At 42.1% G+C, this 15153-nt stretch carries 16 protein-coding genes and 1 riboswitch; of the genes, 10 read left to right on the forward strand and 6 right to left on the reverse strand.

The genetic code is table 11. The features are described from left to right. Positions 1-73: 73 nt before the first annotated feature. The 4 genes from NYE56_RS06745 to mgtE all read left to right on the forward strand — a co-directional run bounded on the left by NYE56_RS06745 (position 74) and on the right by mgtE (position 2666). Positions 74-586 carry a PepSY domain-containing protein gene (locus tag NYE56_RS06745; RefSeq protein WP_123373472.1) on the forward strand — a complete coding sequence of 171 codons (513 nt, stop codon included), beginning with the start codon at positions 74-76 and terminating at the stop codon, positions 584-586. Positions 587-668: 82 nt separating this feature from the next. Next, on the forward strand, positions 669-806 hold the full coding sequence (locus NYE56_RS06750; RefSeq protein WP_003218541.1) for a transcriptional regulator SplA domain-containing protein: 138 nt from the start codon (positions 669-671) through the stop codon (positions 804-806). Positions 807-913: 107 nt separating this feature from the next. Continuing rightward, positions 914-1079, forward strand: a riboswitch (M-box (ykoK) riboswitch). A gap of 91 nt (positions 1080-1170) precedes the next feature. Beyond that, positions 1171-1293 carry a hypothetical protein gene (locus NYE56_RS06755; RefSeq protein WP_009967087.1) on the forward strand — a complete coding sequence of 41 codons (123 nt, stop codon included), beginning with the start codon at positions 1171-1173 and terminating at the stop codon, positions 1291-1293. 17 nt (positions 1294-1310) lie between these two features. Beyond that, positions 1311-2666, forward strand: a complete 1356-nt coding sequence (gene mgtE / locus NYE56_RS06760; RefSeq protein ID WP_003232543.1) for a magnesium transporter — start codon at positions 1311-1313, stop codon at positions 2664-2666. A gap of 42 nt (positions 2667-2708) precedes the next feature. Here mgtE and tnrA read toward each other — a convergent pair whose 3' ends face one another. Then, positions 2709-3041 carry a MerR family transcriptional regulator TnrA gene (gene tnrA, locus NYE56_RS06765; RefSeq protein ID WP_003232541.1) on the reverse strand — a complete coding sequence of 111 codons (333 nt, stop codon included), beginning with the start codon at positions 3039-3041 and terminating at the stop codon, positions 2709-2711. Between the two features lie 194 nt (positions 3042-3235). On the opposite strand from tnrA, the gene NYE56_RS06770 reads away from it, so the two are divergent. The 3 genes from NYE56_RS06770 (at position 3236) to NYE56_RS06780 (ending at position 4258) form a co-directional block, all read left to right on the forward strand. Next, on the forward strand, positions 3236-3391 hold the full coding sequence (locus NYE56_RS06770) for a hypothetical protein (RefSeq protein WP_003232538.1): 156 nt from the start codon (positions 3236-3238) through the stop codon (positions 3389-3391). Positions 3392-3478: 87 nt separating this feature from the next. Continuing rightward, positions 3479-3661, forward strand: a complete 183-nt coding sequence (gene ykoL, locus NYE56_RS06775; RefSeq protein ID WP_015252233.1) for a stress response protein YkoL — start codon at positions 3479-3481, stop codon at positions 3659-3661. 132 nt (positions 3662-3793) lie between these two features. Further along, the gene (locus NYE56_RS06780) at positions 3794-4258 is read left to right on the forward strand and encodes a MarR family winged helix-turn-helix transcriptional regulator (RefSeq protein WP_003232536.1); all 465 of its coding nucleotides are present in this window, start codon (positions 3794-3796) and stop codon (positions 4256-4258) included. A 5-nt stretch (positions 4259-4263) separates the two neighbouring features. On the opposite strand, the gene NYE56_RS06785 is transcribed toward NYE56_RS06780, so the two are convergent. Then, positions 4264-5394 carry an MGDG synthase family glycosyltransferase gene (locus NYE56_RS06785; protein WP_268554739.1) on the reverse strand — a complete coding sequence of 377 codons (1131 nt, stop codon included), beginning with the start codon at positions 5392-5394 and terminating at the stop codon, positions 4264-4266. Between the two features lie 90 nt (positions 5395-5484). Here NYE56_RS06785 and NYE56_RS06790 point away from each other — a divergent pair, with 90 nt between their 5' ends. After that, entirely contained in the window at positions 5485-6036 is a 552-nt protein-coding gene (locus NYE56_RS06790; protein ID WP_268554738.1) for a YkoP family protein, read from the forward strand. Positions 6037-6063: 27 nt separating this feature from the next. On the opposite strand, the gene NYE56_RS06795 is transcribed toward NYE56_RS06790, so the two are convergent. Beyond that, on the reverse strand, positions 6064-6876 hold the full coding sequence (locus NYE56_RS06795) for a metallophosphoesterase (protein ID WP_268554737.1): 813 nt from the start codon (positions 6874-6876) through the stop codon (positions 6064-6066). A 192-nt stretch (positions 6877-7068) separates the two neighbouring features. On the opposite strand from NYE56_RS06795, the gene NYE56_RS06800 reads away from it, so the two are divergent. Together NYE56_RS06800 and NYE56_RS06805 are read left to right on the forward strand one after the other, a co-directional pair. Next, a complete protein-coding gene (locus NYE56_RS06800) occupies positions 7069-8763 on the forward strand; it encodes a DUF6044 family protein (protein WP_268554736.1) in 1695 nt (564 codons plus the stop codon). Between the two features lie 12 nt (positions 8764-8775). Further along, entirely contained in the window at positions 8776-9789 is a 1014-nt protein-coding gene (locus tag NYE56_RS06805; protein WP_268554735.1) for a glycosyltransferase family 2 protein, read from the forward strand. A 23-nt stretch (positions 9790-9812) separates the two neighbouring features. On the opposite strand, the gene NYE56_RS06810 is transcribed toward NYE56_RS06805, so the two are convergent. The 3 genes from NYE56_RS06810 to NYE56_RS06820 all read right to left on the reverse strand — a co-directional run bounded on the left by NYE56_RS06810 (position 9813) and on the right by NYE56_RS06820 (position 15027). Further along, entirely contained in the window at positions 9813-11648 is a 1836-nt protein-coding gene (locus NYE56_RS06810; protein WP_341283644.1) for a DNA ligase D, read from the reverse strand. A gap of 3 nt (positions 11649-11651) precedes the next feature. Next, positions 11652-12536 carry a non-homologous end joining protein Ku gene (ku, locus tag NYE56_RS06815; RefSeq protein WP_014479613.1) on the reverse strand — a complete coding sequence of 295 codons (885 nt, stop codon included), beginning with the start codon at positions 12534-12536 and terminating at the stop codon, positions 11652-11654. An 88-nt stretch (positions 12537-12624) separates the two neighbouring features. Next, on the reverse strand, positions 12625-15027 hold the full coding sequence (locus NYE56_RS06820; protein ID WP_341283645.1) for an EAL domain-containing protein: 2403 nt from the start codon (positions 15025-15027) through the stop codon (positions 12625-12627). Between the last annotated feature and the right edge of the window lie 126 nt (positions 15028-15153).

Below are 15153 nucleotides of genomic sequence, written 5' to 3' on the forward strand. Positions count from 1 at the left end.
TCATCTTGCTCTCGTTTTCCTTTCATGTTGAGTGTGTAAACTGTACTCATACAAAACAAAGGAGGACTCACAAATGCTCAAGAAAAGATGGATGGTTGGTCTTTTAGCAGGGTGCCTAGCGGCCGGAGGATTCAGCTACAACGCGTTTGCCACAGAAAACAATGAAAACAGACAGGCTTCTTCTAAGACGGATGCACTCACTGAACAAGAAGCAGAAGCAATTGCTAAAACAGTTGTTGACGGCACAGTAGAAGACATTGACAGAGACCTTTACAACGGCAAAGAAGTCTATGAAGTGGAGATTGAAAAAGAAGGTGAAGACTACGACGTTTATGTTGATATTCATACAAAACAAGCGCTTAATGACCCGTTAAAGGAGAAAGCAGAACAAGTCGTCATAACCAAAGAAGAAGCTGAAGAAATTGCTTTAAAGCAAACAGGTGGAACCGTAACAGAAAGTAAGCTTGACGAAGATGACGGTGCTTACATCTATGAAATGGAAATCCAAACGAAACAAGGAACTGAGACAGAATTTGAAATTTCCGCAAAAGATGGACGCATTATCAAACAGGAGATAGATGACTAATCAGTACCCCCGCTGCAGCGGGGGTTTTTCATGATAAGAAACCTTCTTTTGGACAATCTAAGTAGAAAAGGAGGCGAAACGCATGGAAAAGAAAGAGGAGCAATACATCAATCAGGCTGAATATGTCCCTCATCCGACGAAGGAAGGAGAGTACGCCTTATTTCTTCATGAAACGTATCATTTGCTTTCTGAAGATGACGAGACACAAACAACAGAATAAGGGCTTAGGCCCTTGTTTTGTTCCGTAATTGTGATGTAAGCGCATTTATTACTTTTTTGAGTTGACACAGCTTGTTTTTTTCTGTAATCTCAGTGTGTCAATTCAATTAGGAACTTCGTTAGGTGAGGCTCCTGTATGGAGATACGCTGCTGCCCAAAAATGTCCAAAGACGCCAATGGGTCAACAGAAATCATCGACATAAGGTGATTTTTAATGCAGCTGGATGCTTGTCCTATGCCATACAGTGCTAAAGCTCTACGATTGAAGGCGCCCGCACGCTTTTTTTGCCGTGCTTCTTTCACCTTCAATCCCGAAGGCTTTTTTTATGCCTTTAAAACGAAACCAATCAAAGGAGGTGCGGAGTATGGATTCTCCCCATTCGAGTCAATCTGAAGAAGTACCCATATACTATGACAGCAAGACAATTGATTACACGATGAGGAGACGAACAGCCGCACCTTCTGGCGAGGCCGGCACGTCTCCGTAGAGGAGGTACGAGTCCCGATGGTTCAAAACATGACCTATGACGAACTCATTTTACGCATCATTATTTTACTGCGAGACGGGAAAATCAGGGATTTCAGAAGTGTTATTGATGAGCTTCAGCCCTATGACATGGCATTTATTTTTAAAGAAATGCCGGAAAAACACCGCGCCCGCTATTTATCTTATTTAACTGTAGACGATATCACTGATATGATCGGGGAGCTGGAACGCGAATTTCAGCTTGTCGTCTTAAATAAAGTCGGAAAAACAAAAGCAACACTGGCGATGAACAAAATGGACAACGATGACCTTGCTCAATTGCTTGAAGAAATGGACGAAGAACTGAAGGAACAGCTTTTGTCCAGCATGGAAGCGTCAGAGTCAAAAGCTGTACAGCTCTTAATGAATTACCCGGCTGATTCAGCGGGACGCATGATGACAAACCGGTATGTGTGGATTCCTCAGCATTACACGGTAAAAGACGCGGTCGTCAAACTGAAAAGCTTCGCTGAAATAGCTGAATCGATCAACTACTTATATGTTATTAATGAAAGCAAACAGCTGGTTGGGGTTCTTTCCTACCGCGATTTGATACTGGGTGAACCTGAAGAAAAGGTGCAGGATTTAATGTTTACCCGCGTCATATCAGCAGATGCTCTTCAGGACCAGGAAGAAGTTGCCCGCCTGATTGAACGTTACGATTTTTTGGCAATACCGGTTGTAGAAGAAAATAACGTGCTTGTCGGCATTGTGACGGTCGATGATATTATCGACGTCGTTATTCGGGAAGCTGATGAGGATTACGAAAAATTTGCCGCTTCCGGTAAAGACATCACCTTTGACACAAAAGCTTACGTGGCGGCATACCGGCGCCTGCCATGGCTGATTTTACTCTTGTTTATCGGACTGATTTCAGGAAGCATTATCAGCTATTTTGAAGATGCGCTGAAGCAGGTTGTCGCGCTTGCGTTTTTCATGCCGATGGTGTCAGGGATGACAGGAAATACGGGAACACAATCTCTTGCTGTTGTCATCAGAGGTTTGTCTAAAGAAGAAATGAACAAAAAAACGATTGTGCGCCTGATCTTCCGAGAGTTCAGAACAAGCATTTTTATCGGAGCGGTTTGTTCTGTGCTGATTGCGATTGTCTCCATCATATGGCAGGGGAATGCGCTTTTGGGATTTGTTGTCGCCTCTTCACTGTTCTTAACCTTAATCATCGGCACGATGTCAGGAACGATTATCCCTATTATTTTGCACAAACTGAAAGTAGACCCGGCAATTGCTTCTGGACCGCTGATTACAACGTTAAACGATATTTTATCTTTATTAATCTACTTTGGCATTGCCACTGCATTCATTCACTCATTATAAACGTAAAAAGTCCGTCTCAACTGCGAGCCGGACTTTTATTATTTAACGGTTTTTGTACCGAAAGTGAGCATTAAGCTGCCCCTCCAGCATTTTTTTCCGCACTTGCGGATCGTTTTTTAACATCTGTTCTTTTTTGCGCATATCCTTTAAAATCTCTGCCGTCTGTACGCCGTCTTCACGCTTATTGGCGATATCCATCAGCCGCTCCACATCGGCAAAGGAGTATTTTCTTGTCCCCCTTGAAGAACGCTGCGGGTAAATGAGCTTTCGTTCCTCATAATACCTGATCTGTCTTACGGACAATCCTGTCAATTCACTCACAATTCCGATTGAAATCACTTTTTTGTCTTTATAAGAATGATCTTCTGTGGTCATTTTTCCACCCCTGGATGTCTTTTGATAATAGTATATAAAAAACAAAGAGAAAAAACCTGACGCTTGTCATATTTTCTAACATCAAATAGAAGATTTTTGAAAAAATACGGAAGAAAAATTAACAAGAATAATGCGTAACACCCAAGCGCGTTTTATCCTTTATGTAACGAATCAAACGAGGAGGAAGGATAATCATGGAGGAAGAAAAAGCGGTCTCACTGGCAAAAGAAATTATAGAGTTGGATATCAAGCGTGATGAAATGCTGGAGACGTTTATGCAGCTTGCCGGAGAACAGGCTTTTCAATTATTAAGATCGGTTCAAAACGGACAATACCGAAAATCTTCGTAAACATAAATTCTTTACATTAGATTCATACCACGTTCATTTAAAAAGAGTATCTTTTGTATAGGATACCTCAAAATGAAGGAGGACGCTATGAGTAATTTATTGAAATCCGCTTTAGAAAAAGAACGGAGCCATTATTCTGAAAAACTCTATCAGATAGGGGTTTATAATAAAGAGGTCATGAACAAAATGACGATTTCTGAGCTTCGGAAAGAATACGCTTATTTCTTTCGAAGCATTACAAATCATAAAAATTATCCTTATACAAGATAATGTATAAGGATTTTTTTGCTTTTAGAAGGAATTTCTCGAATTATAGCGAATACGTATAGTAAGGGACTGAACTCTTATTATATGTAAGGGTTTTCATTATTTTTTTATAAAAATCCTATATACGAGGTAGATATGATGAGATTATCGTTTAACGAAGAAGAAGTTGAGCGTGCGATGAATTTGTACAGAGTTTTTGCAAGGGCTTTCAAAAGTGTGTCCGAACATAGTATCCGTGATAGCAAAGAGCACGGTTTTAATCCCACTGAATTTGCTGTACTGGAGCTCCTGTACACAAGAGGCCCGCAAAAATTACAGCAAATTGGGTCGAGACTTCTGCTTGTAAGCGGAAACGTCACATATGTTATTGACAAACTAGAAAGAAACGGTTTTTTAGTAAGGGAGCAGGACCCGAAAGATAAACGCTCTGTTTACGCACATTTAACTGACAAGGGAAATGAGTATTTGGATAAAATTTATCCGATTCATGCACTGCGTATTGCGAGAGCGTTTTCAGGTCTTTCGCCTGATGAACAGGACCAGCTGATCGTCCTGCTCAAGAAAGCAGGCATACACAGCCAGCATTTGCTGTTTCGTTAACTATTCTACACTCTCTGTTTCAGGAGAGTGTTTTTTTGTTTCCATATGATTCTTTTTAAAACATCTTCAATCTTCCTATCAGACATTTCGCCAAGGTATCCATTGACGTGTTTTTTATACTCCTTCATCTGTTCGTTCGATTGAAAAAATGCCGCGATATTCTCTTCTGCTTTCTGCATGTCCCAGTTTCTTATATCTGTGACGAGCTTCCTCTCATGTAGAAGGTTTAAATTCATTTCCTCCTGTCCGGGCAGTGCATGATAAATAAATACCGGAAGCTGCTTCTGTAAGCACTCACTGATGGTCACGCCTCCGGGTTTAGTCATGATGCCTGTCGACTGTTCGTACAAACGGTTCATCTCTGCTTTGCTGTGAAGGTAAGGAATCGCCTCAATCAAGGGGTGGTGTAAACTTTTGACATAGGAGTAGAGCTTTTCGTTTCTGCCGCATAATATTTTGTATAAGATCTTTCCGCCTGGCGACAGTTCCTGCACCCATTTTAAAATCCCACCGACCCCCATACTGCCCCCTGTGATGATGATGGTATATGGCGGGTGGTGCTGCAATGTATCTGCTGATTCCATTTCGAAAATTCGGTGAACTGGAATGCCGGTCAAGTATATGTTGTTCTGATCGATCCCCTCTGATATTAGCTGCTTCTTTACTTCCGTGCTCGGAACAAAATGGTAATCAATGTTCTTCCGTCCCCATAATTGATTCACGAAAAAATCAGTGTATACATTCACAACCGTCAGATTCGGATATTCAGGCTTTAGTCGGTTCAGCAGATAAGAAGGCAGCGCATGTGTGCAGAAGGCGATATCAGGCTGTTTTTCTTGGAGAATGTGCCTCATTTGCTGTGTGAACAGCCATTCGTACATGAAATAGCGTTTGTCATGCTGAAATTCTCCGCAGGCGAGGAGCCTGTAAATGCCGCTGTACGTTTTCGGGAAATATTGAATCCATTTTAAATAAGCCACGGAGGACAATTTTTCTAACCGCCTATACGAATGTGAAAAGATATCAATCTTTTCAGCTGCCAGCCCTTGAGACTCTAATTCAGCCTGCAATGCATCAGCCACATGATGATGGCCGGTGGAAATGCTTAAAAAAGGAAAAATGAGAATGTTTTTCATGACAGTCCTCCTAAAAAATATGGCAACTATATTTTGAGGAGAACGTTCACAAAATATAAGGGTGTTTTTGATTATGAGGAAGGTGAAGAGATGAAAACCTGTTTCCTTTCCATATGGAGAATGGTTGATCCGATTTATTTCTTTTTTTCAAGGCTGACTTTGGTTGACAAAGATCGTAAAAGCGTCTTTCGAGTCAGGCTGACGAAGTACAAAGGACATCATGTCGTGCTTAGCGATGGAACGCATATTAGAAAAAATGATGTGCTCGTTAAAATCCACCTGCATAACATAAAGCTGATCAGGGAGCTGCAAAGCATTGAGAGCGCAGTCAGAAAGGGAATCATTATTTATCAGAAAGTATATCAATCGATGCCGCTTCTTCTTGACTATATCAACAATCATAAAAAAAGCGAGAAAATCAAAGGAATCATTGGGATTACAATGCTTGACAAAGGTGTGGAAAGGCTCGGCTTTGATGTGATCACCCCGGTGAACCCTTTTTACAGATGCTTTAAAAAAGTGTCCCATGTGCCGATTTTATATTTGACTTCAAAGCCTGTGAGCTTGCGGCATTTACCGAATTCATCCTATTTGTTTATCTCAAAAGAAAAGCTGCAGAAAACCTATCAAAAAAAAGACTGATGCCTCGGTCAGCACAGTCTTTTTTGATTAAATCTGATGAAATGTTACTTCAGGACGGCTTCCGACACGGATATTTACGCCGGTTTGTCCCAAGCCCTCGCTGATATAAAATGGTTTATCGTGATGATAATGAAGACCTTTAATCATGTTCATTCGCACGAGCTTTCCCATTTTCACCAAATGATACGGTTTTGGCCAGTGAATTTGCCCGCCGTGAAAATGCCCTGACAGCAGGTAATCATAATGAACATCTTTCATATCCAGAATAATATTTGGGTCATGTGTTAAGACAAGATGATAGCCATTTTCCAGACTTTGATAAGAGCCGGTGATATTACTCCGATTCGTACTGTAATCATCAATGCCGATAATATTGACTGGCCCTGCAGCCGTCTCGATTCGAACATGTTCATTTTGCAGCGTAGTACAGCCGTTTTCCTCTAAAACTCGCTTCAATCTCCGAAAGTCCTCTTCTTTCAATACATAATCGTGGTTACCGAACACCGCGTACATTCCATATGCAGGCTTTAGATTTTGCAAGGCGTTCAAGTAACCTGCCAGCTTCGGAATATTACGTTTCCGATCAAGAAAATCCCCGGTAAGAGCAATGATGTCCACAGGCTGATCTTTTGTTAAATGATACAGCTCCTCAGGTGAGACTGAAATGTTTTCCAAGTGAAGATCTGATAAATGAAGGATATTTAATTTTTTTCTGGCTGGAAGGCCGTCTTTTTGGTCGATTGAAATGGTGTTGACTTTCACATCTTTTGTATTGCGGTTCGCTTTATATAGAAATGGCACAAATACGAGTATGGCCAATGAAAGTAAGATTGTAAACAAAATATATCCCCTCCCTTCTATCAGTATAGTAAGTGATCAAGCCCTATGGATAGCGGGAATTAATGGGTAGAGACAGGTTGAAAAACGGATTGTCATATGATGAATGATTTGGAAGGGAAAAGGGATAATAAATTTTGACACATGAGGCAGAACATGCCGACGGAGTCAGAATAACAAATGGATGTGTAAGCAATGTTACGATTGATGAGACAACAAAAAAAAGAAACATATTATCTCTGGATCGCATTATTTCTTCTTTTATTGTATGTATCCCCGCTTTTTATTTTAAAGGAAGATGCCCATATCCGGGTCCACGATAATTTAGATTCCAACATCGCTTGGTACAAGGTTCTGGCCGATAGCGGAGAAATCGTCGGCAAGATTGACGCTGCCATTCCGCAAATCATTAACGGGCTGCCCCGGGATGCCTTTGGCACCGAGTGGAGCGGAATTGTTTGGCTCCATGCTTTCTTTTCTTCCATGACCGCCTATGCAATAAGCCAGACGGTTACAAGAGTTGTCGCTTTTTTTGGAATGTATGTGCTGCTGAAGAAACATATAATCCCGGAACCAAAAGCGGCTTTCATCCGAATTGGCGTATCGCTTGCATTTGCCTTAACACCGTTCTGGCCTTCGGGAATGCTGAGTACGCTTGGGTATCCTTTGGCACTGTGGGCTTTTTTAAATATCCGAAAAGGGGATATCTCATGGAGAGAGTGGCTGACGCTGGGCTTGCTCCCTCTATACTCAAGCTTTGTTCTAGGCTTCTTCTTTTTCCTGGCAGGGATGGCGTGTTTTTGGCTGTATGATGCCATTACAAAAAGAAGATGGAATTTGATGTTCTTAGGCAGTATTGCATTTATGACGAGTATTTATCTTTTCGTTGAATATCGGCTTGTCTATTCGATGCTGTTTGAGCACGCACCGATGCATCGTATCGAATTTATCTCATCCAGGCATGACGTTTGGCATTCTCTTCGGCTATCCGTAAAAAACTTTGTCTATGGCCATAATCATGTGATGACCGTTCATACCGTTGTCATCCTTCCGATCCTGATGGTCGTATTTGCTGCTCTGCTGTTCAAACGAAATCGGACAAAGCCAGAAAATGTTTATCTGTTTTTATGTGTGCTTAATTATGGATTGTCATTATGGTATGCGTTTTGGTTCAACAAAATTTGGGCTGTTCCAAAGCAGAAATTTGCCTTTTTAGCAGAATTTAATTTTGCTCGTTTTCATTTTCTTCGGCCGCTTGTTATATACGTGAGCTTTGCGCTTGCTTTATATCTCATTTGGCGGATGGGGAAAGGATGGAAATGGCTTGTGTACGCCGCAGTCGCTGCACAGCTGATGGTGTTGGCGCCTTTTAATGAAGAATATACGTATGGCGTTCATTACAACGCACCGACATTCAAGGAGTTTTATGCATCGGAGCAATTCAAAGAGATTAAGGAATATATCGGACGTCCTCAGGATTCGTACAGGGTGGCGAGCATCGGACTGCATCCGTCTATCGCCCAATATAACGGGTTTTATACGTTAGATACGTATAACAATCTGTACCCGCTTTCATATAAATATGAATTTAGGAAAATCATCGAAAAAGAGCTGGAAAAAAATGCTCGGCTGAAACAATATTTTGATGAATGGGGCAGCCGCTGCTACCTTTTTGTCGATGAACTCGGTAAACGATATGATTTCAAAAAGAACTCGAAGAAAACGATCAACAACCTTCAATTAAATACAGATGTATTTAAAAAAATGGGCGGACGGTACATTTTTTCTTCAGTTCCGATCATGAATGCTGAACAAAACCATCTCGCGCTCGTAAAGACGTTTGACCATAAAGATTCCGCCTGGCGCATTTATTTATATGAAACAAGATAAGGAGGATATCGATTGAAACAGTCACATCCAGTATTAACCATCGTCGTCCCGTGTTTCAATGAAGAGGAAGTGTTTCAAGAAACAAGCCGTCAGTTGACAGAGGTTGTAGATGATTTAATCGAAGAAAAATTAATTGCTGAAGACAGTAAAATTCTGTTTGTCGATGATGGCAGCAAAGATCGCACTTGGGCTTTGATTGCTATGGAGAGCATTAGAAACAAGAAGGTTACCGGCTTAAAATTAGCCTGCAATGTCGGCCACCAAAAAGCGCTTTTAGCCGGACTGCATAAAGCGAAGAATAGGTCAGACTGCGTCATTTCGATCGATGCTGATCTTCAGGACGATATCTCTGTGATCCGGGATTTTATGATGAAATATCATGAGGGCTGCGAGATCGTTTACGGTGTACGACGGAGCAGAAAAACCGATACCTTTTTCAAGCGCACGACCGCGTTAGGGTTTTATCGTCTCATGAATAAGCTCGGGATTAAATTAATTTATAATCATGCTGATTTTCGTTTAATGAATAAAAGGTCCCTCGAAGAGCTTGAGCGTTATCCGGAAGCGAATCTGTTTTTAAGAGGTATTGTCCCTATGATCGGCTTTAAATCGGCCGAAGTTTTGTATGACCGCAAGGAACGCTTTGCTGGCAAAACGAAATATCCGCTGAAAAAGATGCTATCCTTCGCTTTTAACGGGATTACTTCATTCAGTGTCGCACCAATTCGATTCTTTACGCTTTTAGGGTTTGTTTTGTTTTTCCTCAGCGCTGTGGCAGGGGTTGGCGCGTTTATTCAAAAGCTGCTCGGCCATACGAATGCAGGCTGGGCGTCTCTCATCATATCCATTTGGTTTTTGGGCGGGCTGCAATTGATGGGAATTGGCATCATCGGAGAGTATATTGGAACGATTTTTTCTGAAGTGAAAAGACGGCCGAAATACGCGATCGATATTGATTTGTATAATGAGCAGCTGAGCCCGCTTCAGCGCCAGGAAAAAGAGCGGTTAGAAAAAAAGTACAGTTAAACGGAAAGAGCTGACTTCATTAGTCAGCTCTTTTTCTTCAACTGATGCAATATGGCGCTAAGCGGTTCGTCTTGCGGGTTGCGGTAAAAATCAAAAAATGGGCAGCCCTGCTTCTTAATTCGATCGATGACCGTATCAATTGTAAACAGAGCGGGTGTTAAAGATGATTGCACCTCATGCCAATAGAGAGGGGCTGCGACAGTCCCAAGCTCATTTCCTCTCGTCGAATAGGGACAGATAATCGTTTTTCCTTCTGCATGCTGCAAATAATCAAGATACAATTTGCCGTGTCTGTTTTTAATCAAGCGTTCAGTGGTAAATAGCTCGGGAAATGCATTGGTGCAGTACTCTGCGATCAGCTGCGTAAATTGGCGTGTTTCTTCATACGTAAATGCCTCGGGAGACAAGGGAATATAAAGCTGGATGCCTTTGTTGCCGGACAGCTTCGGGTACGATGTGATGCCAAAGGAATCCAACAGCCGCTTCAGTTCATTTGCGGCCTGCACGGCCATAAGAAAGTCATCTCGCGAAGGCGGGTCTAAATCAATGACAATCTCAGCAGGACGCCTGCTTTTAATGGTTTGAAAAGGAACGTGAAACTCCAAAGCAAGCTGGTTGCAAAGCCATAGCAATGTAGACATATCCTCACAGACAATATGTTCATGGCTTCCATCATAGAAGGACTGAACAAAATCCGGCGCATAGTCCGGCTTGTTTTTTTGGAAAAATGATTCGCTCCTAGATCCATGCGGATAGCGGATGACGGTGACAGCCCGGTTTTTCAGAAATGGGAGCAGGTAGTCACTGACTTCAATCATATACTGAATAAAATCTTCTTTTGTTTTTTTATTCTTTTCAAATATGATTTTATCCAGGCTTGTGAACTGGAGCTTTGGGTGAACCGGTTTGGAGTGTCGTATGACTTGCGCATACGTGCATTCGGTCCAGTCCATTTGGAATTCGAAACCGATAAACGATACCTCTCTTAATGTGCCTTGGAGAATTGTTAAGTATTGAACAGCTGCACAAATCGAAGGTTCAAGCGTAAATTCGCCTGAGAGTGTTTGATGTCCGTGCTGTTCCATAATCTCGCGTATAGCGCTTTTTTCCTCATCGCGCATTCCGTGCGAGACTGAGGCAATCGGTGTCATTATTCCGTTTTTTAGCACCGATACCGTCAGAAACCCGTTGTTAGGGTTGAACCCTGTTATGCAAACATAAGCTTGTTTAAAGTTTTTATATTTGAGCCAATCGGACGACCGCTTCTTTTCAAGCCATTTGCTGTTTGTTTTCTTCGCTACAATTCCTTCTCCGTCATATTTTATTACCATCTCCCAGAGCTGATCAAAATGATCATAACAGGGAATGGATTGAATGGTTTCTTTTGCGTAAGGATCTGGAGATGCAGGAAGCTTTGCTGCGGATATGAGTTCACGCAGCGATTTTTTGCGGTCCAAATACGAAAGAAGCGTTACATCTTCTCCGCTTCGCTCTAACAAATCAAAGGCGAGAAAGCAGCACGGCCGCGCGTTTGCAGATTCCTGAATCTTGTCTGGCCTTTTCAAACGCCCCCGCACTTGAAGGTGTTCAAAATCTGCACGACAGGGATTCACCAAACATACGATTTCACCATCAAGTGTCAGCGGAAGCTCTTTTTCTATGTGCTGAAAGGCAGTTTTGGCGAATTGTGTGATTTCAGGGAAGGTGCTGCTGAGATCCACACCATTTCTGCTGGTTAAGGTCACACCTGAAGAATGGATGCGGAGAATACAGCGGTACCCATCATATTTTACTTCGTAACGCCATTCTGCTCCGATTGGCGGTGACGAAGTTAAGACCGGCTGCATGGTAAACGCCATGGGCTATGACGTGCCGGAGGCTTTTTTTCTAGTTGTTTTTCGTTTTTTATCTCCGGCTCCTTTCGGTTCAGCGGCTTGTGCAGGTGCGGCAGCCGGTGTCTCCCGGTTCGGCCTTCTGGTTCTGTCAATGCTGGCTTGCAGAGCGCTTACCAGGTCAATGACATCTTCACGAGGTGGCGCTTTATCAGGAGTGACGGCCGTTTCTTTATTTTCTAGCTTGTCGTTGACTCTTTGCAGCAGCGCCTGTCGGTACGTGTCTTCATATTTCTCAGGCTCAAACTCAGCAGTCAGTTCATCTATTAATGTGATAGCAGTTTGCAGTTCCTTATCGTTTACATTCGATTGATCAGGTACACCTGGGACATGAGCGGCGCTTCTGACCTCATCGGGATAATGGATAGACTCCATGACGATACAATTTTCATAAACGCGGAGAATCGCCAGCTGCTGCTTTGACCTGATTGTCATATTGGCGATACCGATCTTTCCGGTTGAGCGCAGCGCCTCACGCAGCAGGGTATAGGCCTTCGTCCCATTATCCCCGGGGCCGACAAAGTAGGAGCGGTTAAAGTAAATCGGATCAATTTCCTGAAGCTGAACAAAGTCAACAATCTCAACCGCTTTCTCCTCATGCTCCTGTTTTAAGCTTTTTAAATCTTCGTCCGTCAGCACTACATATTTCCCTTTTACATATTCATATCCCTTCACAATTTCATCAGGACTAAGAGTTTTTTCGCAATTTGTGCAAACTTTCTCGTATTTGATTGGTGCGTGATCCTCTTTATGGAGGCTGCGCAGTTTAATATCTTTATCTTCTGTGGCCGCATATAGCTTGATGGGGATGTTTACTAATCCGAAGCTGATCGATCCCTTCCACATTGTATGCATATCGATAAACCCCTTTTTTTCTTTAGTGTGAAGAGAAGGAGTACGATTCATGTGTAGTAACTTATGGGTGAAAAAAAAGCCGGCGCTGTTATTGCGACGGCTGTTCAATAATGAATTGTTCGAATTGTTCCGGAGGTATTGGCCTGCTGAAAAAGAAGCCCTGCAAATGGTCGCAGCCTTTTTCATATAGAAGCTGCTTTTGAGCTGCATTTTCCACACCTTCGGCAATCACCTGCAAAGACAGCTGATGCCCCATGGCAATAATAGCTCCGGTAATTTGCTCTGATTTAGGATGGGTCTGAATATCGTCAATAAATGATTTGTCAATCTTCAGCCTGTGAATCGGGAAGTCCTTCAAATAGCTAAGGGAGCTGTGACCAGTACCGAAATCGTCAATACTGATTCTGATTCCTAATTCTGTAAGGGATGACAAAACCTTTTTGGAGTGATCGAGATTGTCCATTGTCATGCTTTCCGTCACCTCCACTTCAAGAAGCTGCGGAGGAAGCTGGTATTTATTAAGCGTATCCTTGATGAGGGGAATCAGATCTTCGGATTGGAACTGTCTGGCGGAAATATTAATGGCGACAGAAAGATCATAGCCTTTGTCGTGCCAAATCCTTGCCTGCTTGCATGCTTCATCTATAATCCACTTTCCGATATCAATAATAAGTCCCGTTTCTTCTGCAACACCGATGAATTCTCCGGGCGGACGCAGTTGCCTGTCTGGTGTCACAAGGCGTATCAGTGCTTCTGCTCCTGTCATTTTTTGTTTTTTTACATTGAATTGCGGCTGATAATGCAAGACAAATCTATCGTTTTCGATTGCTTCTCTGAGTACCATCTCTTGGTTAAGCTTGACGGTTTCTTTGTTGCCGATTGAAAAAGAATAGTATCTGTATTTGCTTTTGTTTCGTTCTTTAGCCGCATACATCGCCATATCAGCCTTTTTCATCAATTCAAGGCCATCAGTCCCGTCTTTTGGAGATATCGCAATCCCGATACTGACAGATGTGACAAGGGTGTGATCTTGAATCTTGAAAGGTTTTTTGAATTTTTGGATAATTTTTCTTGCTAAAACATCTGCTTCGCCTGTTCCTGTATTGGCGTCTGTTAATATAAAAATAAATTCATCACCGCCAAGACGGGCGATAAATCCGTTATCAGGGACTACAGATGACAAACGTTTAGCTGCAAACTGAAGCAGTTGATCGCCGACATTATGCCCTAATGCATCGTTAATCACTTTAAACCGGTTTAAGTCGAGAAAGAAAACAACGGTGTTATAATGCAAGGAATGCTCGCGATTCAGTACCTTTGTTAGATGAGAGATGGCATGTCTTCTGTTAGGTAAGTCTGTAAGCGAATCATAATGAGCCATTCTATGGATTTCTTTTTCTGCTTTGTACTGCTTCGTCATGTCTTTGCAAATGACATAAATGCTGTCCAGTTCTTGATTGACCTCAACAGGTATGAGCGTAATATTTAAGTGAAACTGGCCTTTTTCAGTGATAAGTTCGCTATCGCTGTTCATCGCTTGTTTATCTTTTTTAACTTGCTCAAAAAGGCGCTTAACCTTCTGCGATGTGTAATTCCTCCAGTCATGCATGCTGAATCCAAATTTGCTGGTCATTTCCTCACCAGCGTGATTGGAAGATATTATGTCTCCTTCTAATGATAAAATAAAGATTGCATCAATATTGTGGACGATTAAAGACTGAAATCGCTGTTCGTTATCTTTTATGCGTTCGCTCTGTTTCATAAACTTTCGATCTGCATGAGAACTGAATAACAATAACGTTTGGATACAGAAAATAATTAAAGTAACAAAAATTGACCAATGAAACGTTTGCACCTCCATATGGCTTCCGGGCGGAGCCATGTCCTTATGGAAAGTTGCCGCAAGCATCCCTGTGTAGTGCATGCCCGAAATCCCAATACCCATTACAATTGAACTGACGACTTTATAGAATATAAGATGCTCAGAATGTTTTTTTACGGACAAGTCAAAGAATATTTTTAACGAGACGAAAGAGGCTGCAATCGCAATGATAATTGAAACTGTAAATAAAATCGGTTCGTAAATAATCATTACCCGGGAAATGGCAGACATTCCGATATAGTGCATAGAAGCAATAGATGCGCCAAGCACAACTGATCCGGTAAGCAGTCTGTAATATGTAAGAATGTGCCGGCTGACAAAATGTAATGACACAAATGATCCCGAAACAGATGCGCCAATGGCTGCCATTAAAGGCATGAATTCATATTCCATCGGCATTTCCAAATGGACGGCCATCATCCCTACAAAATGCATTGACCAAATACCGAATCCCATAATAAGTGAGCCGCCGATCAGCCAAATTTTACTTTTTAAGCCTGTGTTGATGGTGACTTTCCTGGAAAGTTCAAGGGAAATATACGAGGCGGTACAGGCAATTAGAATAGATAAACATATGAGCGTCGTATTATATGTAACGTGTATTTCCAAATGGAGATTCCCCCCGTATCGTGTGTTCCAGTCTTGTTGACTCTCTTTATTATCGGCTGCTTAACCGCAGAGTTTCAGCCTTCAAAACGATAGAAATACGAGGGAGATCTATTTTTAGTTCAACTG

Origin of the sequence: Bacillus sp. FSL R5-0603, from assembly GCF_038050295.1 — a bacterium.
Taxonomy (GTDB): domain Bacteria; phylum Bacillota; class Bacilli; order Bacillales; family Bacillaceae; genus Bacillus; species Bacillus subtilis.

Excerpts from the sequence above, each read along its gene's own strand:
- NYE56_RS06745 (WP_123373472.1), top strand. The coding sequence starts at position 74 with ATGCTCAAGAAAAGATGGATGGTTGGTCTTTTAGCAGGGTGCCTAGCG.
- NYE56_RS06750 (WP_003218541.1), top strand. The coding sequence starts at position 669 with ATGGAAAAGAAAGAGGAGCAATACATCAATCAGGCTGAATATGTCCCT.
- NYE56_RS06755 (WP_009967087.1), top strand. The coding sequence starts at position 1,171 with ATGGATTCTCCCCATTCGAGTCAATCTGAAGAAGTACCCATATACTAT.
- mgtE (WP_003232543.1), top strand. The coding sequence starts at position 1,311 with ATGGTTCAAAACATGACCTATGACGAACTCATTTTACGCATCATTATT.
- tnrA (WP_003232541.1), bottom strand. The coding sequence starts at position 3,041 with ATGACCACAGAAGATCATTCTTATAAAGACAAAAAAGTGATTTCAATC.
- NYE56_RS06770 (WP_003232538.1), top strand. The coding sequence starts at position 3,236 with ATGGAGGAAGAAAAAGCGGTCTCACTGGCAAAAGAAATTATAGAGTTG.
- ykoL (WP_015252233.1), top strand. The coding sequence starts at position 3,479 with ATGAGTAATTTATTGAAATCCGCTTTAGAAAAAGAACGGAGCCATTAT.
- NYE56_RS06780 (WP_003232536.1), top strand. The coding sequence starts at position 3,794 with ATGATGAGATTATCGTTTAACGAAGAAGAAGTTGAGCGTGCGATGAAT.
- NYE56_RS06785 (WP_268554739.1), bottom strand. The coding sequence starts at position 5,394 with ATGAAAAACATTCTCATTTTTCCTTTTTTAAGCATTTCCACCGGCCAT.
- NYE56_RS06790 (WP_268554738.1), top strand. The coding sequence starts at position 5,485 with ATGAAAACCTGTTTCCTTTCCATATGGAGAATGGTTGATCCGATTTAT.
- NYE56_RS06800 (WP_268554736.1), top strand. The coding sequence starts at position 7,069 with ATGTTACGATTGATGAGACAACAAAAAAAAGAAACATATTATCTCTGG.
- NYE56_RS06810 (WP_341283644.1), bottom strand. The coding sequence starts at position 11,648 with ATGGCGTTTACCATGCAGCCGGTCTTAACTTCGTCACCGCCAATCGGA.
- ku (WP_014479613.1), bottom strand. The coding sequence starts at position 12,536 with ATGCATACAATGTGGAAGGGATCGATCAGCTTCGGATTAGTAAACATC.